At 65.1% G+C, this 22,725-nt stretch carries 16 protein-coding genes and 1 pseudogene; 13 read left to right on the top strand and 4 right to left on the bottom strand.

What is annotated here, in order from left to right; genetic code table 11:
- Nucleotides 1-17: 17 nt before the first annotated feature.
- The 6 genes and pseudogenes from VXM69_RS00915 (at nucleotide 18) to VXM69_RS00890 (ending at nucleotide 5,662) form a co-directional block, all read left to right on the top strand.
- Nucleotides 18-854, top strand: a complete 837-nt coding sequence (locus tag VXM69_RS00915) for a tetratricopeptide repeat protein (protein WP_367188811.1) — start codon at nucleotides 18-20, stop codon at nucleotides 852-854.
- Nucleotides 815-1,632, top strand: a protein-coding gene (locus tag VXM69_RS00910) for an IS5 family transposase (protein ID WP_367188810.1) whose coding sequence is annotated in 2 segments (ribosomal slippage) — nucleotides 815-1,163 and nucleotides 1,163-1,632 — 819 coding nt in all. Because the reading frame shifts where the segments join, the coding sequence is not laid out codon by codon here. The genes VXM69_RS00915 and VXM69_RS00910 overlap by 40 nt, the downstream gene beginning before the upstream one ends.
- On the top strand, nucleotides 1,577-2,443 hold the full coding sequence (locus VXM69_RS00905) for a tetratricopeptide repeat protein (RefSeq protein WP_367188809.1): 867 nt from the start codon (nucleotides 1,577-1,579) through the stop codon (nucleotides 2,441-2,443). Before VXM69_RS00910 ends, VXM69_RS00905 begins: the two co-directional genes overlap by 56 nt.
- Nucleotides 2,444-2,476: 33 nt before the next feature.
- A complete protein-coding gene (locus VXM69_RS00900) occupies nucleotides 2,477-2,935 on the top strand; it encodes a hypothetical protein (protein ID WP_367188808.1) in 459 nt (152 codons plus the stop codon).
- A gap of 249 nt (nucleotides 2,936-3,184) precedes the next feature.
- Nucleotides 3,185-3,999 (top strand): annotated as a pseudogene (locus tag VXM69_RS00895) (IS5 family transposase); the annotation flags it as partial.
- Nucleotides 4,000-4,102: 103 nt separating this feature from the next.
- Nucleotides 4,103-5,662 carry an extracellular solute-binding protein gene (locus VXM69_RS00890; RefSeq protein WP_367188807.1) on the top strand — a complete coding sequence of 520 codons (1,560 nt, stop codon included), beginning with the start codon at nucleotides 4,103-4,105 and terminating at the stop codon, nucleotides 5,660-5,662.
- 220 nt (nucleotides 5,663-5,882) lie between these two features.
- Here VXM69_RS00890 and VXM69_RS00885 read toward each other — a convergent pair whose 3' ends face one another.
- Nucleotides 5,883-7,100, bottom strand: coding sequence for a tyrosine-type recombinase/integrase (locus VXM69_RS00885; protein ID WP_367188806.1), 1,218 nt, complete (start codon nucleotides 7,098-7,100; stop codon nucleotides 5,883-5,885).
- 124 nt (nucleotides 7,101-7,224) lie between these two features.
- Between VXM69_RS00885 and VXM69_RS00880 the strand changes: the two genes are divergently transcribed.
- From VXM69_RS00880 to VXM69_RS00870, 3 genes are all read left to right on the top strand, one after another.
- Nucleotides 7,225-8,586, top strand: coding sequence for a flagellar hook-length control protein FliK (locus VXM69_RS00880; protein WP_367189209.1), 1,362 nt, complete (start codon nucleotides 7,225-7,227; stop codon nucleotides 8,584-8,586).
- Between the two features lie 173 nt (nucleotides 8,587-8,759).
- Nucleotides 8,760-8,915: a hypothetical protein gene (locus tag VXM69_RS00875; protein WP_167361908.1), complete on the top strand. Its 156-nt coding sequence runs from the start codon at nucleotides 8,760-8,762 to the stop codon at nucleotides 8,913-8,915.
- A 175-nt stretch (nucleotides 8,916-9,090) separates the two neighbouring features.
- Complete coding sequence (locus VXM69_RS00870; protein ID WP_367188805.1) at nucleotides 9,091-9,570, top strand: GNAT family N-acetyltransferase; 480 nt, start codon at nucleotides 9,091-9,093, stop codon at nucleotides 9,568-9,570.
- 130 nt (nucleotides 9,571-9,700) lie between these two features.
- Here VXM69_RS00870 and VXM69_RS00865 read toward each other — a convergent pair whose 3' ends face one another.
- Nucleotides 9,701-12,760, bottom strand: a complete 3,060-nt coding sequence (locus VXM69_RS00865) for a heavy metal translocating P-type ATPase (protein WP_367188804.1) — start codon at nucleotides 12,758-12,760, stop codon at nucleotides 9,701-9,703.
- Between the two features lie 343 nt (nucleotides 12,761-13,103).
- Between VXM69_RS00865 and VXM69_RS00860 the strand changes: the two genes are divergently transcribed.
- Together VXM69_RS00860 and VXM69_RS00855 are read left to right on the top strand one after the other, a co-directional pair.
- Nucleotides 13,104-14,540 carry a DUF1254 domain-containing protein gene (locus VXM69_RS00860; RefSeq protein WP_175029188.1) on the top strand — a complete coding sequence of 479 codons (1,437 nt, stop codon included), beginning with the start codon at nucleotides 13,104-13,106 and terminating at the stop codon, nucleotides 14,538-14,540.
- Nucleotides 14,541-14,691: 151 nt separating this feature from the next.
- Entirely contained in the window at nucleotides 14,692-18,504 is a 3,813-nt protein-coding gene (locus VXM69_RS00855; RefSeq protein ID WP_367188803.1) for a DUF748 domain-containing protein, read from the top strand.
- 56 nt (nucleotides 18,505-18,560) lie between these two features.
- On the opposite strand, the gene VXM69_RS00850 is transcribed toward VXM69_RS00855, so the two are convergent.
- Entirely contained in the window at nucleotides 18,561-18,782 is a 222-nt protein-coding gene (locus VXM69_RS00850; RefSeq protein WP_034187681.1) for a hypothetical protein, read from the bottom strand.
- 252 nt (nucleotides 18,783-19,034) lie between these two features.
- Between VXM69_RS00850 and VXM69_RS00845 the strand changes: the two genes are divergently transcribed.
- The gene (locus VXM69_RS00845) at nucleotides 19,035-20,711 is read left to right on the top strand and encodes an alkaline phosphatase family protein (protein ID WP_200086060.1); all 1,677 of its coding nucleotides are present in this window, start codon (nucleotides 19,035-19,037) and stop codon (nucleotides 20,709-20,711) included.
- A 97-nt stretch (nucleotides 20,712-20,808) separates the two neighbouring features.
- On the opposite strand, the gene VXM69_RS00840 is transcribed toward VXM69_RS00845, so the two are convergent.
- Complete coding sequence (locus VXM69_RS00840; RefSeq protein ID WP_124670392.1) at nucleotides 20,809-21,705, bottom strand: LysR substrate-binding domain-containing protein; 897 nt, start codon at nucleotides 21,703-21,705, stop codon at nucleotides 20,809-20,811.
- 162 nt (nucleotides 21,706-21,867) lie between these two features.
- Between VXM69_RS00840 and VXM69_RS00835 the strand changes: the two genes are divergently transcribed.
- Nucleotides 21,868-22,719, top strand: coding sequence for an ABC transporter permease (locus tag VXM69_RS00835; RefSeq protein WP_059559093.1), 852 nt, complete (start codon nucleotides 21,868-21,870; stop codon nucleotides 22,717-22,719).
- Nucleotides 22,720-22,725: the final 6 nt, after the last annotated feature.

Raw genomic sequence — 22,725 nt, 5'->3', positions numbered from 1 at the left:
TACGAACCTTGCAACTGATGGTGCTTGCCAGCACCGTCGGTTGTTCTATGTCGGTTCATGCTTTTGTCAAGGATGCTGAATCGGCGGTGAAAGCCGGCCGTTATCAAGATGCCATCATTGAGTTGCAACGGCTCACGGCGACTGGAGATGCGCACGCAAAGGCCGACTTGGGATGGATGTATATCGCCGGACTTGGTGTGCCACGCGACTTGACGAAAGGACGGCAATTGGTTGCGCAAGCCGCTGCGACGGGAAATAGCGACGCGCAGGTGATCTTGGCTGCTACGTTACTGTCAACCGATCCTCGTCCCGAGAGCTATGTCAAAGCAGCGCAAATTTTGCGCAAGTACGCTGAACAGGGTAACGCCCAGGCGCAAGCGCAGCTTGGCCAGATTTTGACTACCGGAATTGGAGTACCCCGCGATCTTGAGCAGGCCGTGCACTGGATCAGATTGTCTGCCGGTCAGCACAACGAGTTCGGTGTCTATTTGTTAGGTACGTTATATGACAACGGGATTGGCGTTCCGCGGGACGGATCGCGTGCGCTGGCGTTGTATCGCGAAGCTGCGAAGACGAAGTTGTCCGCTGCCGAGTTTGCGATTGGTAACGCTTACGAGAAGGGGCGCGGCGTATCGATCGATTACGTCGGATCGATGGCATGGTACAAGCGGGCCGCGGACTCGAAGTTTGCGTTGGCGTTGTCGGCGATAGGTCGTTTGTATGCTAAGAGGCCAGTTCAAAAACTCCGGAGAGGGGTTGTTTACTTCCTAGGCAAGCTGTTAACCTTGGGCATCAGAACAAGGGAAGTCCAAGGATGGAAGCGCCAATCATTGACGACGAACTGTGGATACTGATCGAACCATTGCTGCCACCTGCGAAGCTTCGCGCGAAGAGCGATCCTGGTCGTCCGCGCGTGTCCGATCGTGCGGCGCTCAACGGTATCCTGTTCGTGTTCAAAACGGGAATTCGTTGGAACCACTTGCCGACTCGTCTGGGCTTTGGCTCGGGCGCCACTTGCTGGCGGCGATTGAGCGGCTGGCAAAAGGCTGGTGTATGGGACCAACTGCACGAGTTGCTGCTCGACAAGTTGCGTGCGACCGGCCAAATCGATCTGTCATACGCTGCGGTCGATTCGTCGTCCGTACGCGCCGTTGGGGCGGGCGAAAAACTGGCCCGAACCCCCCGGATCGCGCGCGACCCGGTTCCAAGCACCACATCCTCGTAGACGCCAACGGCGTTCCTCTCGTTGCGATCCTGACTGGCGCGAACACCAACGACGTCACGCAGTTGCTGCCGCTCGTTGATGCGATCCCACCCATCCGCGGCGTTCGTGGCCGACCGCTTCAGAAGCCCGGCGTCGTCTACGCCGATCGCGGCTACGATTGCACCCGACATCGTCGCGCGTTGCGCGAACGCGGTATCAAGCCGGTGATCGCCAAGCGCCGGACCGAGCATGGCAGTGGTCTGGGCAAGTATCGTTGGGTGGTCGAACGTACGCATTCCTGGCTCCACAATTTCCGTCGCCTACGCACTCGCTTTGAGCGACGTGCCTACATTCACGAAGCATTCCTGAAACTTGGCTGCTCGCTCATCTGTTGGAACATCTTCCGACGAGCTGAGCAGGGTTTTTGAACTGGCCTCTAAGGGCCTCGGTGTGCCTGTTGATGCGGCGCTCGCCGAAGATTGGCTGCACAAGGGTGCGGAGACTGGCGATTCGAGCGCATTGATAGATCTTGGAACACTCTATGCACTCGGAACAGGCGGTCATAAAGTAGATGGCGAACGCGCCGCATCTTTTTACCGACAAGCTGCAGATGCTGGACTTCCTTCAGGCTGGAATGCTCTTGGCTGGATGTATCTCAACGGTAATGGCGTCGCTAAGGACGCGATGACTGCTTTTGGATGGTATCTAAAGGCGGCACGTGCTGGCTTCACACCGGCTCAGGTCATGGTGGGGCGCCTTTATCTCGCTGGGCGTGGTGTTGCGAAGGATGGAGCGACAGGGAAAGGTTGGATGCTGCGTGCCGCGGAGGCTGGCGATACCGACGCTCAGACTTGGCTGGGGCGCTTTTACTTGTGGGGTACTCCACCTTTTGAGCGAAATGAAAGTCAGGGGCTGCGATGGCTCACGATGGCCGCGTGTGCAGGAAATTCCGATGGTCAGTTCTGGCTGGCTGACGCGTACGTAAATGGCAGGAAAGTGACCGCAGATCCGGTGCGCGGTTATGCTTGGATGAGCGTTGCGGCGAGGCAAGGAAACGGGAGTGCGAAATCGAATCTGGACGGAATCAAGTTCATGCTGTCACACGATCAAATTGAACGTGGCGCCGCGGCTGCGGCCCGGTGGCAAGTTGATCAGGATGTTGTAGTTTCGCCGGAACAACCCGGCAGTATGGCAACGAAGCAGTTCAATCTCAATGCGCCGTTTGCTCCTGGCGATTGACGGTGAGTTATTTCGGTAAGCGATGGAGCGTGAATGGCAAGAAGTGCGACACGACGTGGTGGTCGACTGGCGTTGACCAAAGGGATGTTGCTGCCGTTGTCGACCGAGAAGGTGCGATCGTTGTCGCTTGAGCATCACATGGCGCTGGCCGTGGCTCGCTCGGGAAGTGGCGATTGTGACCAGGTCATCTGCCTGCTGCGCGTCGTCTATCTTTCGTTTTTCTTGCGGAGCGAGACGACTGCCGGCTCAGAGCCAGACTTGTATCGACGAGCAGAGACTGTATTGGACGCTTGTATCGCGCGTGCCGAATGCGGTGAGGCGTGGGCGCTTTACGAGAATGAGTTGGCTGACGTGGAGCGCGTGTTGGTCGTGCATGACGAGCAACTGGCAGCGATCCCCAAGCATCGCTATCTGGCGGCTTGGGATCAACTGCAACGTTTTGTGATGGGTGGCGGCCGCTCGCCAATTTCTCAATCAAAAACTGAAATGTAACCGGGTTTCGCTATGGAATTGGGTGGCTCTAGCGCGAAGAACATTTGGTGGGCAGCAAAAATTGTGGGCGCAGCGCGGGTTCTTCTGATGATATTCGGACTCGGTGCTGTGTCGCATCAATGTGCCTATGCGGCTCACGGTTACGTGCGGTTTGGTGATTTAGAGGCCAGTTCAAAAACTCCGGAGAGGGGTTGTTTACTTCCTCGGCAAGCTGTTAACCTTGGGCATCAGAACAAGGGAAGTCCAAGGATGGAAGCGCCAATCATTGACGACGAACTGTGGATACTGATCGAACCATTGCTGCCACCTGCGAAGCTTCGCGCGAAGAGCGATCCTGGTCGTCCACGCGTGTCCGATCGTGCGGCGCTCAACGGTATCCTGTTCGTGTTCAAAACGGGAATTCGTTGGAACCACTTGCCGACTCGTCTGGGCTTTGGCTCGGGCGCCACTTGCTGGCGGCGATTGAGCGGCTGGCAAAAGGCTGGTGTATGGGACCAACTGCACGAGTTGCTGCTCGACAAGTTGCGTGCGACCGGCCAAATCGATCTGTCATACGCTGCGGTCGATTCGTCGTCCGTGCGCGCCGTTGGGGCGGGCGAAAAACTGGCCCGAACCCCACGGATCGCGCGCGACCCGGTTCCAAGCACCACATCCTCGTAGACGCCAACGGCGTTCCTCTCGTTGCGATCCTGACTGGCGCGAACACCAACGACGTCACGCAGTTGCTGCCGCTTGTTGATGCGATCCCACCCATCCGCGGCGTTCGTGGCCGACCGCTTCAGAAGCCCGGCGTCGTCTACGCCGATCGCGGCTACGATTGCACCCGACATCGTCGCGCGTTGCGCGAACGCGGTATCAAGCCGGTGATCGCCAAGCGCCGGACCGAGCATGGCAGTGGTCTGGGCAAGTATCGTTGGGTGGTCGAACGTACGCATTCCTGGCTCCACAATTTCCGTCGCCTACGCACTCGCTTTGAGCGACGTGCCTACATTCACGAAGCATTCCTGAAACTTGGCTGCTCGCTCATCTGTTGGAACATCTTCCGACGAGCTGAGCAGGGGTTTTTGAACTGGCCTCTTAAAGTATCCGCCAAATTTCTCGCATTTCGACTATGTCAATCCAGCCGCCCCGCAGGGCGGGACGATTCGGTTGGGTAATCCAAACAGATTGACGACCTTTGATACATTCAACCCGTTCACTACGGACGGTGCCGCCGCTCCAGGAGTTTTGGCGTTGATGTTTGAGTCGTTGCTGATGTATAGCCTGGATGAGGAGAGTAGTGCATATGGTCTACTGGCCGATGATGTGTCAGTTGCGCCGGACCATCGATCTGCGACGTTTCGAATTCGTCGCAATGCGCGCTTTTCGAACGGGGATCCCGTGCTGGCTAGCGATGTTCAATATTCGTTTCGAGTGCTGGCGAGTGGAGCGTTTGCGCCAGCCTATCAAGAAGTTTATGCAGATGTCATGGCTGTTGAGGCGATTGACGCGCGAACTGTGCGATTTGTATTCAGAAAATCGGACTCAGAGCTGCCACTTTGGGTCGGCACTATGCCAGTCTTTTCGCCAAAATGGTTGGGCGCCACTCCCGATGGAAGGCGGACGCTAAAGGTACCGATTGCAAGTGGACCTTATGTGATTGAGCAAAGCGATGGCGGCAGGAATATCACCTACAAGAAAAACAAAAACTACTGGGGGCGAGGTATTCCATTTTTGCGCGGGCTGTATAATTTTGACCAGGTCGAATACCACCTGTATCCCGATCGCCACCAGCTAGCTGAGGCAGTAAAGGTCGGAGTGGTGGACTACAACGTTGAGTATAGTGTTGGTAATTGGCTCAACGCCTACAAGGGGGATGCGCAGCAAAGCGAAAAATTGTTCATGCGTGAATTCCCTTATGGAAGCCACGGTTACATGCAGGGGTATATGTTCAATACTCGGCGTCCAATTTTTCGGGACGTTCGGGTTAGACGAGCGCTCGCGGTTGCATTCGATTTTGAGTCTCTTAATCAGAGGGAGTATGCGGGAAAGTTTCGAAGATTAACTAGCTGGTTTGCAAACAGCGATTTGGCGGCTGATCCTGCCGCTCGTAAGAGCAATGGAGCGGGTTCGACGCGACTTCGCTTCAGTGGGGATGATCATTTGAAAGAGGCGCGCCAGTTGCTGGCTGATGCTGGCTGGACGATGCAAGATGGTCTATTGCGTAACGTTGCGGGCGTGCCTTTTACTTTTGAATTTATCGATGAATTTGCAACAAGAAATCCGGGAATAAAATGGTACGCGCACAATCTTGCTCAGCTCGGTATCTCGGTTCAGTTGAACGACGTTGATAGTAAGGTGTATCACAGCAAATTGGATCGGTTTGATTTCGATATGATCAATACGGCCATGCGAACCGGAGATGACCCAGGACGGGAATTACGCGATCGATTTGGCAGTCGTGCGGCTGAGACGCGAGGATCGAACAATCTCAGTGGTGTAGCTTCGTCAACAGCTGACAAGCTGATTGACAGCGTTGTAACAGCAGATACGCGTAGCGAGCTCGTTTCATCGGCACGTTCGCTCGATCGCTTCTTGATGGATCAGACGCTGATTGTGCCGTTTGGCTACAAGGATTCCGAATGGGTTGTGTATCGCAGTGGGCTCGCGTTCCCTGACGTATTGCCTCGCTATTATCGACCGGAGTCGTGGGTGCTCGAGACTTGGTGGCGAACGACGAATCAGTAACGATTTTACCTATGTTCGAGCTCCTTGAAGTTCTTTCTGCAGAGGCCGCGTTGGAAATGGATCGAAACTAGTTAGTTGACGTAAAGTGGTTTCTGTTCGTACACCGATATCTAAGCTAGGGTGATGCGTTCGTGACGCCTGTTGTGAGGACGGACATAGAGAGCGACGGACCCAACAGCCCGTCGCTCTCTACGTATACTTGGTTGTTCACATAGTCGTTTTAGTCGGGGCAGACGTGCTGCGCCCATGCTTCCATTAGTGGCCGTCGCTGTTCCAGTAGATCGGTACGGTGGTATGCCGCCTCGACCTGATTCTTGACGGTGTGAGCCAATGCGCGTTCGGCCAAGTCGCGCGCGTATCCGTGTTCGCTAGCCCAATCCCGGAAACTGGAACGGAAACCGTGAGCGGTTGCGACGCGGCCGGGGGTATCGCTCTCGGCTCTGGTGCGACGGAGAAATCCTGTCAGGGTCATGTCGTTCAGCACTTTCTCGCGAGCCGAAGGAAAGACTAGGGTTTCGTGCAGTTGGTGCTGTTTTAGCACTTTGACAAGTGCTAGTGCCCTCTCGGACAACGGGATGCGATGCGGCTCCTTCGCTTTCATGCGACCAGCCGGGATATTCCAAACGCGTCCAACCAGATCGAGTTCGTCCCACGTCGCGCCTCGTACTTCGCCACTGCGGGCTGCCGTAAGTATCAGGAAAAGCAACGCGACACGCGTACTATCGGTAGGTGCGTGCTTTGCGAGGTGAGCGGCTACGAATTGCGGTACCTCGCGCCACGGCATTGCCGGTTGATGTGTCGTCTTGGTCGACTGTTTGGGAAGGATATAGTCGACAGCCACGACGGGATTCGCTGCGATATGGCCGTGTGCCCAAGCCCACTGCATAACAGCATGCATGCGTTGACGAGTGCGGCTGGCTGTAGGAGTCTTCGTCAGCCAGATCGGGCGCAGGATGTCAGCGCAGTCGCCGGGGCTAATCGCATCGAGCTTGCGGCTGCCGAGTTTGGGAAAGACATAGGCTTCTAGGCTGCTGATCCATTGAGTTGCATGCTTCTCGCTTTTCCAGCTTGGCTTCAGTTCTTCGTGTACCAGGCGTGCGGCTTTCTCGAACGTCAGGGCGGCGGCGGCAATGCTGGCCGCTTCTCGATCCCGATGGCGTTGGTCGATCGGGTCTTCGCCGTTATCGATGAGTTTGCGCATTGCGAGCGCTTTCGCACGTGCCTCAGCGATAGAGATTTCGGGATAGGTGCCCAGACCAGCGTCACGTCGCTTACCTGTCATGGGACTGGTGAAGCGCAGGGTCCATTTGCAGCCGGACTTGGTCGGGGTCAGCAGCAGTCCTGTCACCTTTCCGTCGAAGACTGGTTTGTCGGTTGGCTTGAGCGCTTTGGCTTGTTTGTCGGTTAGCATCTGTTTTTGGCCCATCATATAGCCCATCGAGAGTCGCTGGATGGAGCTGAATGGTGTTAGAGTAAATTGGACGAGTTGATGATGCAAGCTATTGATTTGTTGGAAGATACTTGGATTTCATTGGATGTTCCTGGACAATAATTTGGCAGACATGACCGAATCCGTTTCCACGCCTCGCCCCCGTTCCCGTTCCACCCGTTCGTCGGCCCGTTCCCGCCAGCGCTCGGCCGCTGCCGCAGGCAGCACGTCCGCCCGGGCGACGGCACGATCCGGCAGTGCGCCGGCCGGCGACGTGCCGCGGGACGAACGGACGCTCGACCTGTTCGGCGATCCGGTGCTCGAGCCGGGCGAGCGCATGCCGGTTGCGGCGCGCGATGACGCGATCGGGGAAGCCGATGCGGCCGGTGCCGACGACGGGCGACAGGCCACGCTGGACGGGTTCATCGCGCCGGAGCCCGAGATTGCGGCCGGACACGCGGCAGCCGAAGGCGCGGCGCAGCCGGAAGGCGGGGGCGCGGCCGAGAGTATGTCGACACCTGAAGGCGGTTTGGCTGCGAACGTCGACGGTCCATCCGCCGATGGCGGCGCCATGAAGTCAGCCGATTTGCCTGCCGCCGACGGTGTTACGACGACGGCCGAGGTCTTTGCGGCCGACGGCGCCGGGAAGGCGGCGGCCACGCTGCAAGCGGCCGATGGCGCCGCGGCGAAGGCAGCCGAATCGCCAGCGGCAGAGGCTGAAGTTGCGAAGCCGGCGGCCGAGGTTGTGGCCGTCAAATCCCGCGAGGGGAAATTTTCCGGCGAGGCCGTGAAGGAGCGCCGCCCATCGTCGGGCGGCAAGCGCCGGGCGGCTGCCGGTGCGAGCGAAGCGGCGGCGAAACAATCCGCGCCGGCTGCGACGCGCGTCGACGCGGCGCCGGAAGCGGCTGAAGCGAACCGCTCGCCGGACATCGCCACCGCGCCTGTCGCGTCACCGATGCCGGTAGAGGCTGCCGAGCCGGCAAGCATCACGAATTCGGCGACGGCCAAGGAGGCTGCCGCGCAGCCCGACGTTCCGCAGCCGCCCGTCACGCAGCCGGTGGCCTCCGTTGCCTCCTTTGTCATGAAGCCGTCGTCGGAGCGCGCGCACCCGGCCGCGCCGGCCTTCGATCCGGATACGCACCTGCGCCCGCTGACCGACCGGCTCGCCGTGCTGCAGTCCGACGTGGACGGCGTGACCCGCGCGGCCGATCGCGAGATGCGTCGCGTCAACCGTCTGCTGCTGGCACTGGCCGTCGTCGTGTTGGCGGGACTCGTCGCGCTGGTGATGCAGACGCGGCAGATCGCGCACCTGAAGCAGGACGCGGCCGCGAAGCAGCAGCGGATCGATCGACTCGCGGCCGACCTGTCGACGCAGCAGGCGACGCTGATGACGCTCGAGGAACACCACGAAGCGCTCCTGTCGCAAGTCGACCGGCTGCAGCGCACGGCGAACCGCGAGGCGGCGGTTGCCAAGCGAACCCGTCGAACGCGTTAATTACTCCGACCCTATCCTGCGGCCCTTACGGGGCAAGGATTACCGTTTCGCGCCGACGATCCGCTGTCGCGCGCGTGCGGCAAACTGATGCGGCCCGCTGGCAGAGTTCAGGGAAAACCCTTAGAATGGAGTCAATCTAAGGGAAAACCCTAGCCATCTGTCAGGAGTCTCAAATGAGCTTCATCTTCGCCCTGCTGCAAAAGATCGACGACCTGTTCGTGTCCCCGCACCTGCCGCTCGACGCCGAATATTCGTATGCCGCGCGTCGCGCCGAAGCCGAGCGCGTGCGTCGTGCGCACCTCGTACCGATCGTCCTGTATCGTCGCTGATTCGCTGATTCGCTGATTCGCTGATTCGCTGATTCGCTGATTCGCTGATTCGCTGATTCGCTGATTCGGCGCGGCGTCCGCCGCACCTGTCCGCCCGTTTTCCACCGCCGCATCGCGCGCCGGTGCGACTGTCCCGCTACACTGGAAGTCCGATTCCGTTCACGGCGACCGGGCCATGCTGCAGATGCGGCCGATGACGGCCGGCGAATTCCACGCGTACCGCACGCGCGCCATCGACGGCTACGCGCGCGATCTCGTGTCCTCCGGACAAAATGCTGTCGAAGATGCGGCCGAGCGTGCGCGCGCCTGCTTCGATACGCTGCTGCCGGACGGCCTGCTGACCGCCGGCCAGACCCTCGTCATGCTCATCGACGGCGCCAGCGGCGACGCGGTGGGCGACCTCTGGTACGCGATCGTCCCCGAAGGGTCGAACCGCACGCTGTTCATCTACGACCTCGACATTGTCCCGTCCCGGCGCCGCCAGGGCTGGGCCACGCGCGCGCTCGATGCGCTCGATGCCGAGGCGCGCCGGTATGGTGTCACCGAGATCGGGTTGTCGGTGTTCAATCACAACACGGCGGCGCGCGCGCTGTATCGTGCGTGCGGCTTCGCGCCGATCACCACGACGTTGATCAAGCCGGTCGTGTCGGACTGAATCCGCCGACCGGCCCGTCCTGCCGATCCGGGGCGCCGCAACCGGCATATGCCGGCTACCCTCCCGACCCTTCCGGCTGGACGATCGCCGAACGGCCATTCTGCCGTCCGGCCATCGCCCCCCGCACGCATCAGCGTGCGCGGCCTTTCCATCTCCGCAGCAGCAATGCGTTGGTCACGACGCTGACGCTGGAAAACGCCATCGCCGCGCCCGCGATCACCGGATTCAGCCAGCCGAGCGCCGCGAGCGGCACGCCGACCAGGTTGTAGACGAACGCCCAGAACAGGTTCTGCTGGATCTTCCGGTACGTGCGTTTCGAGATGTCGATCGCGTCGGCGACGAGCGCCGGATCGCCGCGCATCAGCGTGATGCCGGCCGTGTGCATCGCGACGTCCGTGCCGGTCGCCATCGCAATGCCGACATCGGCCGCGGCGAGCGCGGGCGCATCGTTGATCCCGTCGCCGACCATCGCGACGATGCCGTCGTGCGTGCGCTTCAGTTCGGCGACGACGCGTGCCTTGTCGTCGGGCAGCACCTGCGCATGCACTTCGCCGATGCCGAGCGCCGCCGCGACGGCCGCCGCGCTGCCGCGGTTGTCGCCGGTCACGAGCACGCTCGCGACGCCGCGCGCCGACAGCGCCGCGATCGCGTCGCGGGCGCCTGGCTTCACGGTGTCGCCGAATGCGATCAGCGCGAGCAGTGCGCGCGGCGCATCGGCACGCATCAGCCACGAGATCGTGTTGCCTGCGCGTTCGAGTTCGGCCGCGCGCGCGCCGAGCTCGGGCGGCACCGCGATGCCGAGTTCGTCGCGCCAGCGCGTGCTGCCGAGCGCGAGCCGCTGCCCGCCGACGCGCGCTTCCACGCCGCGTCCGGCCACCGCGCGGGCATCGGTCGCGACGGCCGGCGGCGTCGTGTCGCCGCGCGCGGCAACGCCCGCATCGTGTGCGGCGACCACGGCACGCGCGAGCGGGTGATCGCTCTGGCGCTGCACCGCCGCCGCGAGCGCGAGCGCTTCGTCGCGCGGCACGCCGACGGCGTCGAACGCCGTCACGGACGGCTTGCCTTCGGTCAGCGTGCCGGTCTTGTCGAAGGCGATCACGGTCGTGCGCTGCGCAAGTTCGAGCGCCTGCGCGTCCTTGATCAGCACGCCGTGCCGGGCCGCGACGCCCGTGCCGGCCATGATCGCGGCGGGCGTCGCGAGGCCGAGCGCGCACGGGCAGGCGATCACGAGCACCGCGACCGCGTTGAGGATCGCGGTTTCCGTCCCGGCGCCGGCGATCAGCCAGCCGACCAGCGTCAGCACGGCGATGCCGAGGATCGCCGGCACGAACACTTCGCTGACGCGATCGACGAGCCGCTGGATCGGCGCCTTCTCGGCCTGCGCGGATTCGACGAGGCGGATGATGCGGGCAAGCGTCGTTTCCGCGCCGATCGCGGTGGTTGCGACGACGAGCGCGCCTTCGCCATTGATCGAGCCGGCCGTGACGGGGTCGCCGTCGTCCTTCGGCACGGGCAGGCTTTCGCCGGTGATCAGCGATTCGTCGATGTGCGAGCGGCCCGACACGATCCGGCCGTCGACGGGCACGCGCTCGCCCGGCCGGATGCTGACCTGCGTGCCGACGCGCACCTGCGCCAGCGGCACGTCGCGTTCGACGCCGTGCTCGACGACGCGCGCACGGTCGGGCCGCAGCGCGTTCAGCGCGCGGATCGCCTCGGTGGTCTGGCGCTTCGCGCGCGATTCGAGCCATTTGCCGAAGCGCACGAGCGTGACGATCACGGCCGATGCCTCGAAATACAGATGGCCGGGATGCGCGGGATCGCGCAGCAGCATCCACAGGCTCAAGCCATAGGCGGCCGACGTGCCGAGCGCGACGAGCAGGTCCATGTTGCCGGTGCGCGCCTTCACCGCGTGCCAGGCCGCGCGGTAGAAGCGCGCGCCGAAGCCGAACTGGACGATCGATGCGAGCACGAGCTGGAGCCAGCCCGGCAACATCAGATCGATGCCGAACGGCGCGACGAGCATCGGCGCGATGAGCGGCGCGCTCAGCACGGCGGACCCGATCACGAGGTTGCGTTCGCGGATGGCTTCGCGGCGCTTGCGTGCATCGGCATCCTGCGCGGGGCGGGCCGGTTGCGCGTCTGCGCCGGTCGGTGCGCCGGCCGACGGCGCGGCGACGAGCGATGCCTGGTAGCCGGCCGTGGTGACCGCCGCGATCAGCGTGGCGGCATCGAGAGCGCCGGCGCCGTGCACCGATGCGCGCTCGGTCGCGAGATTGACGGACGCGCGCGCGACGCCCGGGACGGCGGCCAGCGCCTTTTCGACGCGGCCGGCGCAGGACGCGCAGGTCATGCCGCCGATCTCGAGTTCGAGGTCGGCGGAGGCGGGCGGGGCTGCGGCCGGCGCGGCGACGGCGACCGGCGTCGCGCCATAGCCGGCCTGCTTCACGGCATCCGCCAGTTGCGATGCCGAAACGCCCGCCGCCGCGTCGACGGTGGCACGTTCGGTCGCGAGGTTGACCGACGCGCGCGTGACGCTGGGCACGTTGGCCAGCGCCTTTTCGACGCGCGACACGCACGACGCGCAGGTCATCCCGTCGATATCGAGTTCGATGCTGACAGGCGTGGCGGGGGCGGCGCTCGGAATGGCGATATCGGGCGCCGTCGGCGTCGCGCCATAACCGGCCTGCTTCACGGCATCCGCCAGTTGCGACGCGGAGACGCCCGCCGCTGCGTCGACGGTGGCACGTTCGGTCGCGAGGTTGACCGACGCGCGCGTGACGCCCGGCACGTTGGCCAGTGCCTTTTCGACGCGCGACACGCACGACGCGCAGGTCATCCCATCGATATCGAGTTCGATCGTGGCCGCCGAGGCACGCGCCGTCGCGGCCGCGGACGGCGTGTCGTCATGCAACCCGTGAGCCGCGTGCGTCGTCGCGCCGGCTTCGAGCGCCGCGTCGCGCACCGCCGCACGGTAGCCGGCCTCGCCGATTGCGTCGACGAGCCGGCCGGGCTCGACCGTGTCCTGCGCGGTCACCGTCGCCGTGTGCGTGTCGAGATCGACTACCGCATCGACGACGCCCGGCACGGCGGCCAGCGCGCGCTGCACGCGGCCCGTGCAGCCGCCGCAATGCATGCCGTCGACGCTCAGTTCGATCGTTTGCAGTGCCGCGGAGGCAAGTGGTTCAGTCATGTCGGATTCCCCAGAAACGCGGTTCGTGCCGCGAATGATTCCAGTATCAACATTCCCATGATGGCAAGGTCAAGCGTCTGCGACGGTCTCATCCATCATTTGAATGGGGGTTGGATCACTCCGAGCCAGCGCCGCCCGTGCCGATCGCGCTCGAACTACCGCCCGACCCGTTATTCGGCATATTGGGGGATGCCCTTAGGCGCTATGATACCGGCCTGACATCAGCGCCCACCGTTGCGAAACGTTGCAAAACGGCATCCGGGCAGGCTGGGGTGCCTTGCATTCGCCGTTCGCGAGACGAACAAGGCGTTGACTCAAAAGAACGATATTCGGCCAGTAATCGATGATTGAAAACCTGCAGGAATCAGTTTCGCTGCGGCGCGCGTGCGCGTCGCTGGCCATGGCGGTGGTGCTCGCGGGGTGCGCGTCGCAACCGGACGCGATCCAGCGGAAAACCGGCTGGATGCGCGCCGAAGTCGCCGACTCCTATGTCTATGCGTATCCGCTCGTGCTGATGGACGTCGCGAAGGAAGCGGCGACGGGCGGTGACGGCGCGCAACCGGGGCAGGCGCCGCTCAACACGCTGCGCCACGCACAGGCGCTGCCGCCCGTCGGCGCGGTCAATCCGCCGCTGCCGGGCGTCGACACGCTCGATTCGACCGGCTGGCTCGACGTCGCCGCCGAACCCGTGATCGTCACGCTGCCCGATACCCGCGGCCGCTACTGGGACGCGCGCGCACTGGACATGTGGACGAACGTGTTGTGGTCGTCGTCGAGCGTCGCGGCGCGGGGTGCCCGCGGCGGCGCGCGGGCGCAAACGATTGCCTTCGCCGCGAAGGACTGGCAGGGCACGCTGCCGAAGGGCGCGCTGCGGATTGACGTGCCGTCCGCCAACGCGTGGCTCGAAGTGCGGCTGCAGACGAGCGGCGGGCGCGACCTGACGAACGTGAAGAAGCTGCAGCGCGCGATCCGCGTGGTGCCGCTGTCTGTTTACACGGGCGCCGCGCGCGGCGCGTCGGTCGCGGTCCATGCGGGCAGCGCGCCGGCCGAAGCGGTGAGCGGCGGCACGCCGGCCGAGCAAGTGGCCGCGCTCGACCCGAAGGCGTTCTTCACGCGCTTCGCGCAGGCGCTGCAGGACAACCCGGCGCCGGCCGACGACGCGCATGCGCAAGAACTCCTCGGGGACATCGGCGTGACGGCCGGCTATCCGGTGCTGTGGACGGGCGACCGCCTCACGGCCGCGACGGCCGGCGTGGCCGAGGCGCGCGCGCGGCTCGTGACGCCGCCGTCGAACCTGCTGAACGCGAACGGCTGGAGCTGGATCGGCGATACGGCCGGCAAGTACGGCCAGGACTACGCGCTGCGCGCCTATGCGGCCTACACGCAGTTCGGCACCGCGACGCGCGACGACGAGACGCTCGCGGTCGTCCGCGTCGACAGCGACGGCCATGCGCTGAACGGCGCGAACCGCTACGTGCTGCATTTCGCGCCGGGTGCGCTGCCGCCGGTGCGCGCATTCTGGACGCTCACGCCCTATACGACGAGCGGCGCGCTGCCCGACGTCGGGTCGGCGCGCCGCTCGCTCGGCGATCGCGACCGGCTGCGCCGCAACCACGACGGCTCGATCGACATCGTCGTATCGGCGTCGCCGGGCGCCGCGCATGCGGGCAACTGGCTGCCGGCGCCGCGCACCGATTTCGCGCTCGCGTTGCGCCTGTACGCACCGAAGCCGCAGGCAAGCGACGGCACGTGGATGCCGCCCGTCGTCGTCCGGAAATGAACGGTTGACCGCCGCGGTTGTCCGACCCGCGGGCGCGGCGGCCGCATCCGACCCTCGTACCGTCACCACCTGAGCCTATACTTTCGGGATAGCGTGCGCGGCCGCCCGGTTGTCCGGCGCGGCCCGGCATCCATTCCCGAGGCATTCAAGCATGGCAAGCGCAGACAAAGAAACCGTACCCTCGACCCTCCATGCCCTCGGTGGCATTGCACGCTCGCGCCGGACCCGGCGTATCGGCATCGGCGTGCTGATCTTCCTCGTATTGTTCGGACTGCTCGGGTTCTTCGCGGCGCCGCCGCTGATCCGCCACGTCGCCGAACAGCAACTGAGCAAGCAGCTCGACCGGCCGGCCACGATCCAGCGCATCGCACTGAACCCATACACGCTGAACCTCGAGGCCGACGGCATCCACCTCGGCGAGCGCGGCGGCCAGGGCGACTTCATCGACATCGGCAAGCTCGTCGTGAGGCCGTCGTGGTCGTCGCTGTTCCGCGGCGCGCCGATCGTCAACGAAATCCGGCTCGATTCGCCGCGCTTTCACGTCGTCCGCTACGACGCGCAGCGCTTCAACTTCACCGACCTGATCGAGAAGTTCTCCTCCGGGCCGTCGCCGAAGCCCGACAGCAAGCCGACGCAGTTTTCGGTGTCGAACATCCAGGTCAACGACGGCCGGATCGACTTCGACGACCGCCTGCTGAATGAGAAGCATGTGGTCGACAACTGGACGCTCGGAATCCCGTACATCGCGACGCTGGCCTCGAAGACCGACATCTTCGTCGAGCCGAAGCTGCGCGCGCGCTTCGACGGCAGCCCGATCTCGATCGACGGCAAGACCAAGCCGTTCGCGCAGTCGCGCGAATCGGAGGTCGCGCTGAAGTTCGACCGCCTCGACGTGCCGAAGCTGATCTCGTACGTGCCGGCGAAGCTGCCGGTGGCCGTGACGAGCGGCCTGCTGAGCAGCAACCTTACGGTCAATTTCGTGATGAGCGGCGAGACGCCCGCGCTGCGCGTGTCGGGCACCGTCGACCTGAACGACGCGAAGGTGACGGACCTCGCGTCCGCGCCGCTGTTCGCCGCGCGCGGCGTCCACGTCGCGGCGGCCAGCCTCGAGCCGCTGCGCAACGGGATGCACTTCGACGAGATCAGGATCGACCAGCCGGTGGTCGACCTGTCGCGCGACAAGCAGGGTGTGCTGAACGTCGAGAAGCTCGCCGCGCAGCCGGCCGCCGCGCCGAAGGCCGAAGCCGGCAAGCCGGCCGCGTCGGGCGCTGCCGCCGCTTCCGGTGCCGCGGTCGCCGCGGCCAGCGGCGCGAAGGCCGACACCGCCGCCGCCGCGAAGGAAGCGCCGCCGCTCGACCTGACGATCCGTCATTTCGCGATCGACGGCGGCACGGTCAACGTCGACGACCGCGTGCCGGCGACGCCGACCGCGATCTCGCTGACGAAGCTCGCCGCGACGCTCGACGGCTTCTCGCTGCTGGGCAAGACGCCCGCGAAATACACGGTGTCGACGTCGCTGTCGCGCGGCGGCGACCTGACGGCCGAAGGCGCGTTCAGTCTCGCGGCGAAGCAGGCCGACACGAAGCTGACGGTCGCCGCGCTCGCGCTGCCGGCGCTGCAGCCGTACCTCGGCGAGGCGACGCGCGCGCGCGTGCTCGACGGCACGCTCGGCGCGACCGTCAACGCGAAGACCGACTGGGGCAAGACGCCGCTCGCGGCGGAAGTCGCCGACAGCTCGGTCAGCCTGAAAACGCTGAAGATTGCCGCACCCGACAACAAGGCGGCCGCGATCGTGCTGCCCGACGCGAGCGCGAAGATCGCGAAGGTCGACGTTGCCGCGCGCACCGTGGAGATCGCGAGCGTCGACGCGAGCGGGCTGGCACTCGACGTGAAGCGCCTGAAGGACGGCAAGATCGACCTCGCGGCGCTGGCCGAACCCGCGCAGGCGGCCGTGCCGAAGCGCACGGTCGCGCGCAAGGCCGCGGCCGCCGCGCCGACGTGGCACTACCGGATCGACGCGCTGAACGTGAAGGATGCGTCCGCGAACTTCACCGACCTGTCGACGCCGCGCCCGGTGAAGCTGGCGATCAAGCCGCTGGAGCTGTCGGTGCAGAAGCTGAGCGACGACATGACGAAACCGCTGCCCGTGCAGCTGAAGGCGACGCTGAACCGCAAGGGTTCGCTGAACGTGACGGGCGACGTGACCGCGCAGCCGCTCAAGCTCGGCCTGAAGATCAACGGCAACCGGCTGGATGCGGCCGCGTTCGAGCCGTACTTCGGCAGCGCGCTGAACGCGACGATCGCGAGCGCGCTGCTCAACGCGCAGGGCAACCTGACGTTCGCGCAGGTGAAGGACACGCCGCGCGCGACCTATCGCGGCGACGTCGCGCTGGTCGACGTGCGGATGCTCGACAAGGCGACGTCCGACCCGTTCGCGGGCTGGCGCTCGCTCGCGCTGTCGAACCTGAAGGCGAACTACGACGAGAAGGGCACCGATGTCGACGCCGCGCGCGTGACGTTCTCGAACTTCTACGGCCGCGTGCTGCTCGATGCGCAGGGGCGGCTGAACCTGAAGGACGTGGTCGCGAAGGAGACGGGCCCGGCGCAGTCGCTCACGCGCGACGCGAGCAAGGGCGAACCGGTGCCGCTGTCGCCGGGCGTGACGCCGCCCGCCGCCGCGCAGGCCGCATCGGCTGCCGCCGCCCGGCAGGCGTCCGCGCCGGCCGCCGCGTCGGCGACGGTGGTCGTGAAGGCCGCACCGCAGCCGCAGAACCCGGTGCGGATGCACTTCGGCCAGCTCGTGCTGCAGGACGGCCGCGTGACCTACACGGACAACTTCATCAAGCCGAACTACACGGCGAACCTCGTCGCGATCAAGGGCACGGTCGGCGCGTTCGGCACGGATTCGACGACGTCCGCGCCGGTCGACGTGGCCGCGAACCTCGCGGGCAACGGGCCGATCTCGATCAAGGGGTCGGTGAACCCGCTGATCGAGAAGCCGGCGCTCGACCTGACGGCCACCGCGCACGACATCGAGCTGACCAACCTGACGCCGTACTCGGCGAAATACGCCGGTTATCCGATCACGAAGGGCAAGCTCAACGTCGACCTGCATTACCAGCTCGCGAACGACCAGCTGTCGGCGAACAACCACATCTTCATCGACCAGCTGACGTTCGGCGACCGCGTCGAGAACGACACCGCGACGAAGCTGCCGGTGAAGCTCGCGATTTCGCTGCTGAAGAACACGCGCGGCCAGATCGACGTGAACCTGCCGGTGTCGGGGTCGCTGTCGAATCCGGAATTCAGCGTCGGCGGGCTGATCTGGCACGCGGTGCTGAACCTGATCGCGAAGGCCGTCACGTCGCCGTTCACGCTGCTCGCGAACGCGTTCGGCGGCGGCGGCGAGGATCTCGGTTACGTCGAGTTCGCGCCGGGTTCGTACGAGCTGACCGACGCGCAGCAGAAGAAGCTCGACACCGTCGTGAAGATGCTGACCGAGAAGGCGTCGATCCGGCTCGACCTGATCGGCCGCGTCGATCCCGCGCAGGACACGCCGGGGCTGCGCGACGCGTACGTCGAGCGTCTGGTGCGCCAGCAGAAGCTGAAGGACGTGGTCGGCCAGGGCGAGAGCATCGATCCGATGTCGGTGAAGGTCGACAAGGCCGAATACTCGAAGTACCTGACGCGCGCGTACAAGGCCGCCGACTTCAAGAAGCCGCGCAACCTGGTCGGGCTGCAGAAGACGCTGCCCGATGCGGACATGAAGCAGGCGCTGGCCGATCACGCGCCGGCCGACGACAACGCGCTGCGTGCGCTCGCGCAGCAGCGCGCGCAGGCCGTGCGCCAGTACCTCGACGGGAAGATCGACTCGAGCCGCGTGTTCGTCGTCGCGCCGAAGCTCGACGCGAAGGGCATCTCGGACAAGGGCGCGACGACCCGCGTCGACTTCGGGCTGCAGTAAGCCTTGCCGCGATCAGCCGCCGCGCCCGCACCGGTCGGGCGCGGCGGCTTTTTTTGTCAGCGCGCGGCGATCGCCGGTTCGCGCTTGTCCAGTTCCTTCCTCGCGGCCAGCGGCAGACGCGCGTCGTCCCACTGCGTCAGCCATTCGACTTCCTTCGCGGTGAACACCTGTCCGTAGTTGCGCAACGCGTACTGCAGCGCGTCGACGACGTGGTGGCGAATGATTTCGGGGGTGCGTGCATCGTCCAGCACGAACCGGAGAGCTTCCAGGGTCGACATACTCGTGCTCCGGGTCAGGGAAAACCCTTTATCACACACCAATAGTCGCGGGCCAAGCCGAAAAAAAATCCGGCCGCACGGGTCGGCGCACGCAAGGGCCGCGTATTGCGACCGATTCTCGTCATTTGCGATTGGTTACGTTTGACAGAGAACAGAAAGCCTCGCTTCATGCGACCGCCGCACGATCCGGCGATATTTTGCGCGCCGGATGGCAAGTCGTGCAGTTCAAACGTCAATCGATGAGGTGGGGTGATGATTTCCAGGTTCGTCAAGCAACGAAACATGGCGGTGATGGTGGCGGGCGCGCTGACGCTCGCAAGCGCGGGCGCGCATGCGGCGCAGCAGGACGGCGACAGCCAGGGCGAGGGCAACGGCCATGCGGGCCGCGTCGTGAAGCACGTGCTGCTGCTGAGCGTCGACGGTCTGCACGAGCAGGATCTCGCGCGCTGCATCGGCGCGAATACGTGCCCGAACATCGCGGTGCTCGCGAAGAGCGGCGTGACGTACGCGAACGCCTATACGCCGGGCCTGTCGGATTCGTTCCCGGGCCTCGCGGCGCTCGTGACGGGCGGCTCGCCGAAGACGGCCGGCCTGTTCTACGACGTGTCGTATGACCGCAACCTGTATGCGCCGAGCGATACGACATGCTCGGGTAAACAGGGCTGGAACGTCGTGTTCGACGAAACGACCGGCATCGACGCGATCGACGGCGGCAAGCTCGTGCACCTCGACGGCGGCGGCGCGTTCAACCCGCAGGCGATTCCGCACGCGCGCGTGAACGGCCGGTGCGTGCCCGTTTATCCGCACAACTACGTGAAGACCAACACCGTGTTCGAAGCCGTGAAGGCCGGCGTGCCGAACGCGCGCACCGCGTGGGCCGACAAGCACGCGTGGGGCTACGACTGGCTGAACGGCCCGTCGGGCACCGGCGTCGACGACCTGATGCGCACCGAGATCAACTCGATCGACCCGGCGACGAACACCGACTACACGGATGTCTACTCGCACACCGCGCGCTTCGACAACCTGCACGTGCAGGCGCTGGTCAACCAGATCGAAGGCCGCGACTCGACCGGCACGAAGAGCGCGCCGGTGCCGACGCTGTTCGGCGCGAACTTCCAGACGCTCAGCGTCGCGCAGAAGTCGCCGGTCGCGAAGGGCGGCGGCTATCTCGATGCCGACTTCACGCCGAACGGGCAGGTCGCGAACGCGATCACGTACGTCGACAACGCGATCGGCCGTATCGTCGCGGCGCTGAAGCAGGCCAACCTGTACGCGTCGACGGCCGTGATCGTCACGTCGAAGCACGGCCAGTCGCCTTCCGATCACACGAAGCTCGTGAAGAACGGCGACACGCTGACGAAGCTGCTCGAAACCAACAACTACCTCGACCCGAACGGCAACTTCGGCCAGAACAGCACGGCGACGGGCAACCTGAACGACGGTTCCGGCCTGGTCGGCACGGGCTTCGTGCAGACCGACGACGTCGGCCTGATCTGGCTGCGCGACCGCAGCCAGCGCACGGCCGTGGTCGAGACGCTGAAGGCGAACCTGGGTTGCAACGCGCCGGGGATCTGCGCGGACGGTGCGCAGGCGTCCATCCTGTACGGCGCGGCCCTGGCCGAGCGCTTCGGCGATCCGGCCAACGGCCGCACGCCGGACATCATCGTCCAGCCGAATCCGGGCGTGATCTACACGTCGAGCACGAAGAAGGACGAGGAGCACGGCGGCAACGCGCCGGACGACAGCCACCTCGGCCTGCTCGTGTCGTATCCGGGCGTCCATCGCGCGCGCACCGTGAACGATCTCGTGGGCACGAAGCAGGTCGCGCCGACGATCCTCGCGCTGCTCGGCGCCGACCCGCGCCTGCTGCATGCGGTCGTGGCCGAGAACACGCGCGTGCTGCCGGGGCTCGGTATCGGGCGTTGACGCGGCAGGCCGGATGCCGCCGCCGGGCGGCGTCCGGTGCAGCGCGCGTGGCCGGGCGGCGGCGCGCGCCGCTCGTTGTCGGGGCGACGTGGGGCGCCTACGCGCGCCCGGCTTCGTCCAGCATCCAGTCCCTGAACCGTCTCAACGCCTCGCTCGTGTCGAGGCGCTCCGGCGCGTAACAGAGGTAATGCCCCTGTGCGTCGACGTCGACCGGTGCGTCGAACGGCTCGACCAGCGTGCCCGCCGCGAGATTGTCGAGAATCAGGAAACGCGGCACGAGGGCCATCCCGAGCCCGGCCTGCGCGGCCTGGATCAGCACCGAATACTGCTCGAAGCGCGGGCCGGCCAGTGCGTTCATCTGCGACGCGCGATGACGCTCCGCCCACGCGGACCACGCGATTTCGGCCTGTTCGTGCACGAGGCGCGGTGCGGCGACCGCATCGGCGGGCGTATGCAGCGCATGCCGGGCGGCGAATTCGCGCGAGCAGACGGGCACGAAGGTGCGTCCACCCAGATAGTCGCTGCGCACCCCTTCCCATCCGCCGTCGCCATAGCGGATCGCCGCGTCGAGTCCGAACGGGAACACGTCGCCGGGCGCGAGATGGCGGCGAAAGCTCAGCGTGACGCCCGGCGCGGCGGCGAGAAAGCGCGTGAGGCGCGGCAGCAGCCACTTGGTCGTGAACGTCGGCACGCTCGCGATCGTCAACAGGTCGCTGTTCTCGCGCGCGCTCAGCAGCTCGATCGACGCGTTGCCGATTTCGCGCAACGGGCCGACGACGCGTGCGTGATACACCTGGCCCGCCCGTGTGAGCGCGAGGCCGCGCCCCTCGCGCACGAACAGCTTCACGCCGAACAGCGCTTCGAGGTTCGCGATCTGCCGGCTGACCGCGCTCGGCGTCAGGCCCAGTTCGCGGGCCGCGTAGGAGAAGTTCAGGTACTTCGCGGACGCGGCGAATGCATGCAGCTCCGCCACGTTCGGATACAGGTGCTTCATGGCGGGCTGTTCCGTCCTTGCACAAGTCGATGCGCGCTTTTTACGTTTTTTTCATGACGATGCCATGTCGAAACCGCACACTGCGCCGGCTTCGACAACGCAAGCGGGCCTCGCCCGGCGGGCGTCGCACGAAGTTTTCCCCGATCGTCAGCGAGTGTGCTCATGCATCCGTCAACCGCCCCGGCATTGGCCGACGGTGTTCCGATTCGTCGTAACAGAACAGCGCATCCGCGTGTCGGCCGCCTGCTGCTGCAGGCGCTGCTCGCGGTGTTCGCGCTCTACCTGCTGCTGCCGATCGCGTTGCTGCTGATCGGCTCGGTGGGCGCATCGTGGACGAACACGTTGCTGCCCTCGGGTGTCACCGGGCACTGGTTTGCCGACCTGGCCGCGAACCGGAGCTTCACCCGCGCGTTCGGCGTGAGCTTCATGGTGGCGCTGGCGTGCTGCGCGCTCAACGCGGTGATCGGCCTGCCGCTCGCGTACGCGCTGCATCATCGCGCGCAGGCCGGCGGCGGGTTCGCGACGCGCGTCGTGATGCTGATGCCGGTCGCCGTGCCGGCGCTGACGCTCGGTTTCGGCTACATCGCGATCTTCAGCGGCGACACGCTGCCGTGGCTCGGCACGCTGCCGCTGATGATCGCGGCGCACGCGGTGCTGACGTTGCCGTATCTGCTGCAGACGCTGCTCGGCGACCTGCGCCACCTCGGCCTCGCGCGGCTCGAGGCTTGCGCGGCGACGCTCGGCGCGCCGCCGTTGCGCCAGTTCGTCACGATCGTGCTGCCGAACCTGCGGCACAGCCTGTTTTCCGGCCTCGTGATGGTGGCGGCGCTGTCGATCGGCGAATTCCAGATCTCGAACCTGATCGCCGGCTTTCGCTACCGGAATTATCCGATCGTGCTGCTGCAGGCGTTCTACGGCGCGACCGGGATGGCATGCGCGGCCACCGTCGTGCTGCTCGTGCTCGCGGTGCTCGCGACGCTCGTGTCCGTCGGCACCGTGCAACGTCTGAAGTGAGTCATC

It is taken from the genome of Burkholderia sp. Ed8, assembly GCF_040761425.1.
GTDB lineage: Bacteria > Pseudomonadota > Gammaproteobacteria > Burkholderiales > Burkholderiaceae > Burkholderia > Burkholderia seminalis.
The sequence above is the reverse complement of the archived record's forward strand: the minus strand, read 5'-3'. Positions and strand labels throughout refer to the sequence as shown.

Excerpts from the sequence above, each read along its gene's own strand:
- VXM69_RS00915 (WP_367188811.1), top strand. The coding sequence starts at position 18 with ATGGTGCTTGCCAGCACCGTCGGTTGTTCTATGTCGGTTCATGCTTTT.
- VXM69_RS00900 (WP_367188808.1), top strand. The coding sequence starts at position 2,477 with ATGGCAAGAAGTGCGACACGACGTGGTGGTCGACTGGCGTTGACCAAA.
- VXM69_RS00885 (WP_367188806.1), bottom strand. The coding sequence starts at position 7,100 with ATGGGCTATATGATGGGCCAAAAACAGATGCTAACCGACAAACAAGCC.
- VXM69_RS00880 (WP_367189209.1), top strand. The coding sequence starts at position 7,225 with ATGACCGAATCCGTTTCCACGCCTCGCCCCCGTTCCCGTTCCACCCGT.
- VXM69_RS00875 (WP_167361908.1), top strand. The coding sequence starts at position 8,760 with ATGAGCTTCATCTTCGCCCTGCTGCAAAAGATCGACGACCTGTTCGTG.
- VXM69_RS00870 (WP_367188805.1), top strand. The coding sequence starts at position 9,091 with ATGCTGCAGATGCGGCCGATGACGGCCGGCGAATTCCACGCGTACCGC.
- VXM69_RS00865 (WP_367188804.1), bottom strand. The coding sequence starts at position 12,760 with ATGACTGAACCACTTGCCTCCGCGGCACTGCAAACGATCGAACTGAGC.
- VXM69_RS00860 (WP_175029188.1), top strand. The coding sequence starts at position 13,104 with ATGATTGAAAACCTGCAGGAATCAGTTTCGCTGCGGCGCGCGTGCGCG.
- VXM69_RS00855 (WP_367188803.1), top strand. The coding sequence starts at position 14,692 with ATGGCAAGCGCAGACAAAGAAACCGTACCCTCGACCCTCCATGCCCTC.
- VXM69_RS00850 (WP_034187681.1), bottom strand. The coding sequence starts at position 18,782 with ATGTCGACCCTGGAAGCTCTCCGGTTCGTGCTGGACGATGCACGCACC.
- VXM69_RS00845 (WP_200086060.1), top strand. The coding sequence starts at position 19,035 with ATGATTTCCAGGTTCGTCAAGCAACGAAACATGGCGGTGATGGTGGCG.
- VXM69_RS00840 (WP_124670392.1), bottom strand. The coding sequence starts at position 21,705 with ATGAAGCACCTGTATCCGAACGTGGCGGAGCTGCATGCATTCGCCGCG.
- VXM69_RS00835 (WP_059559093.1), top strand. The coding sequence starts at position 21,868 with ATGCATCCGTCAACCGCCCCGGCATTGGCCGACGGTGTTCCGATTCGT.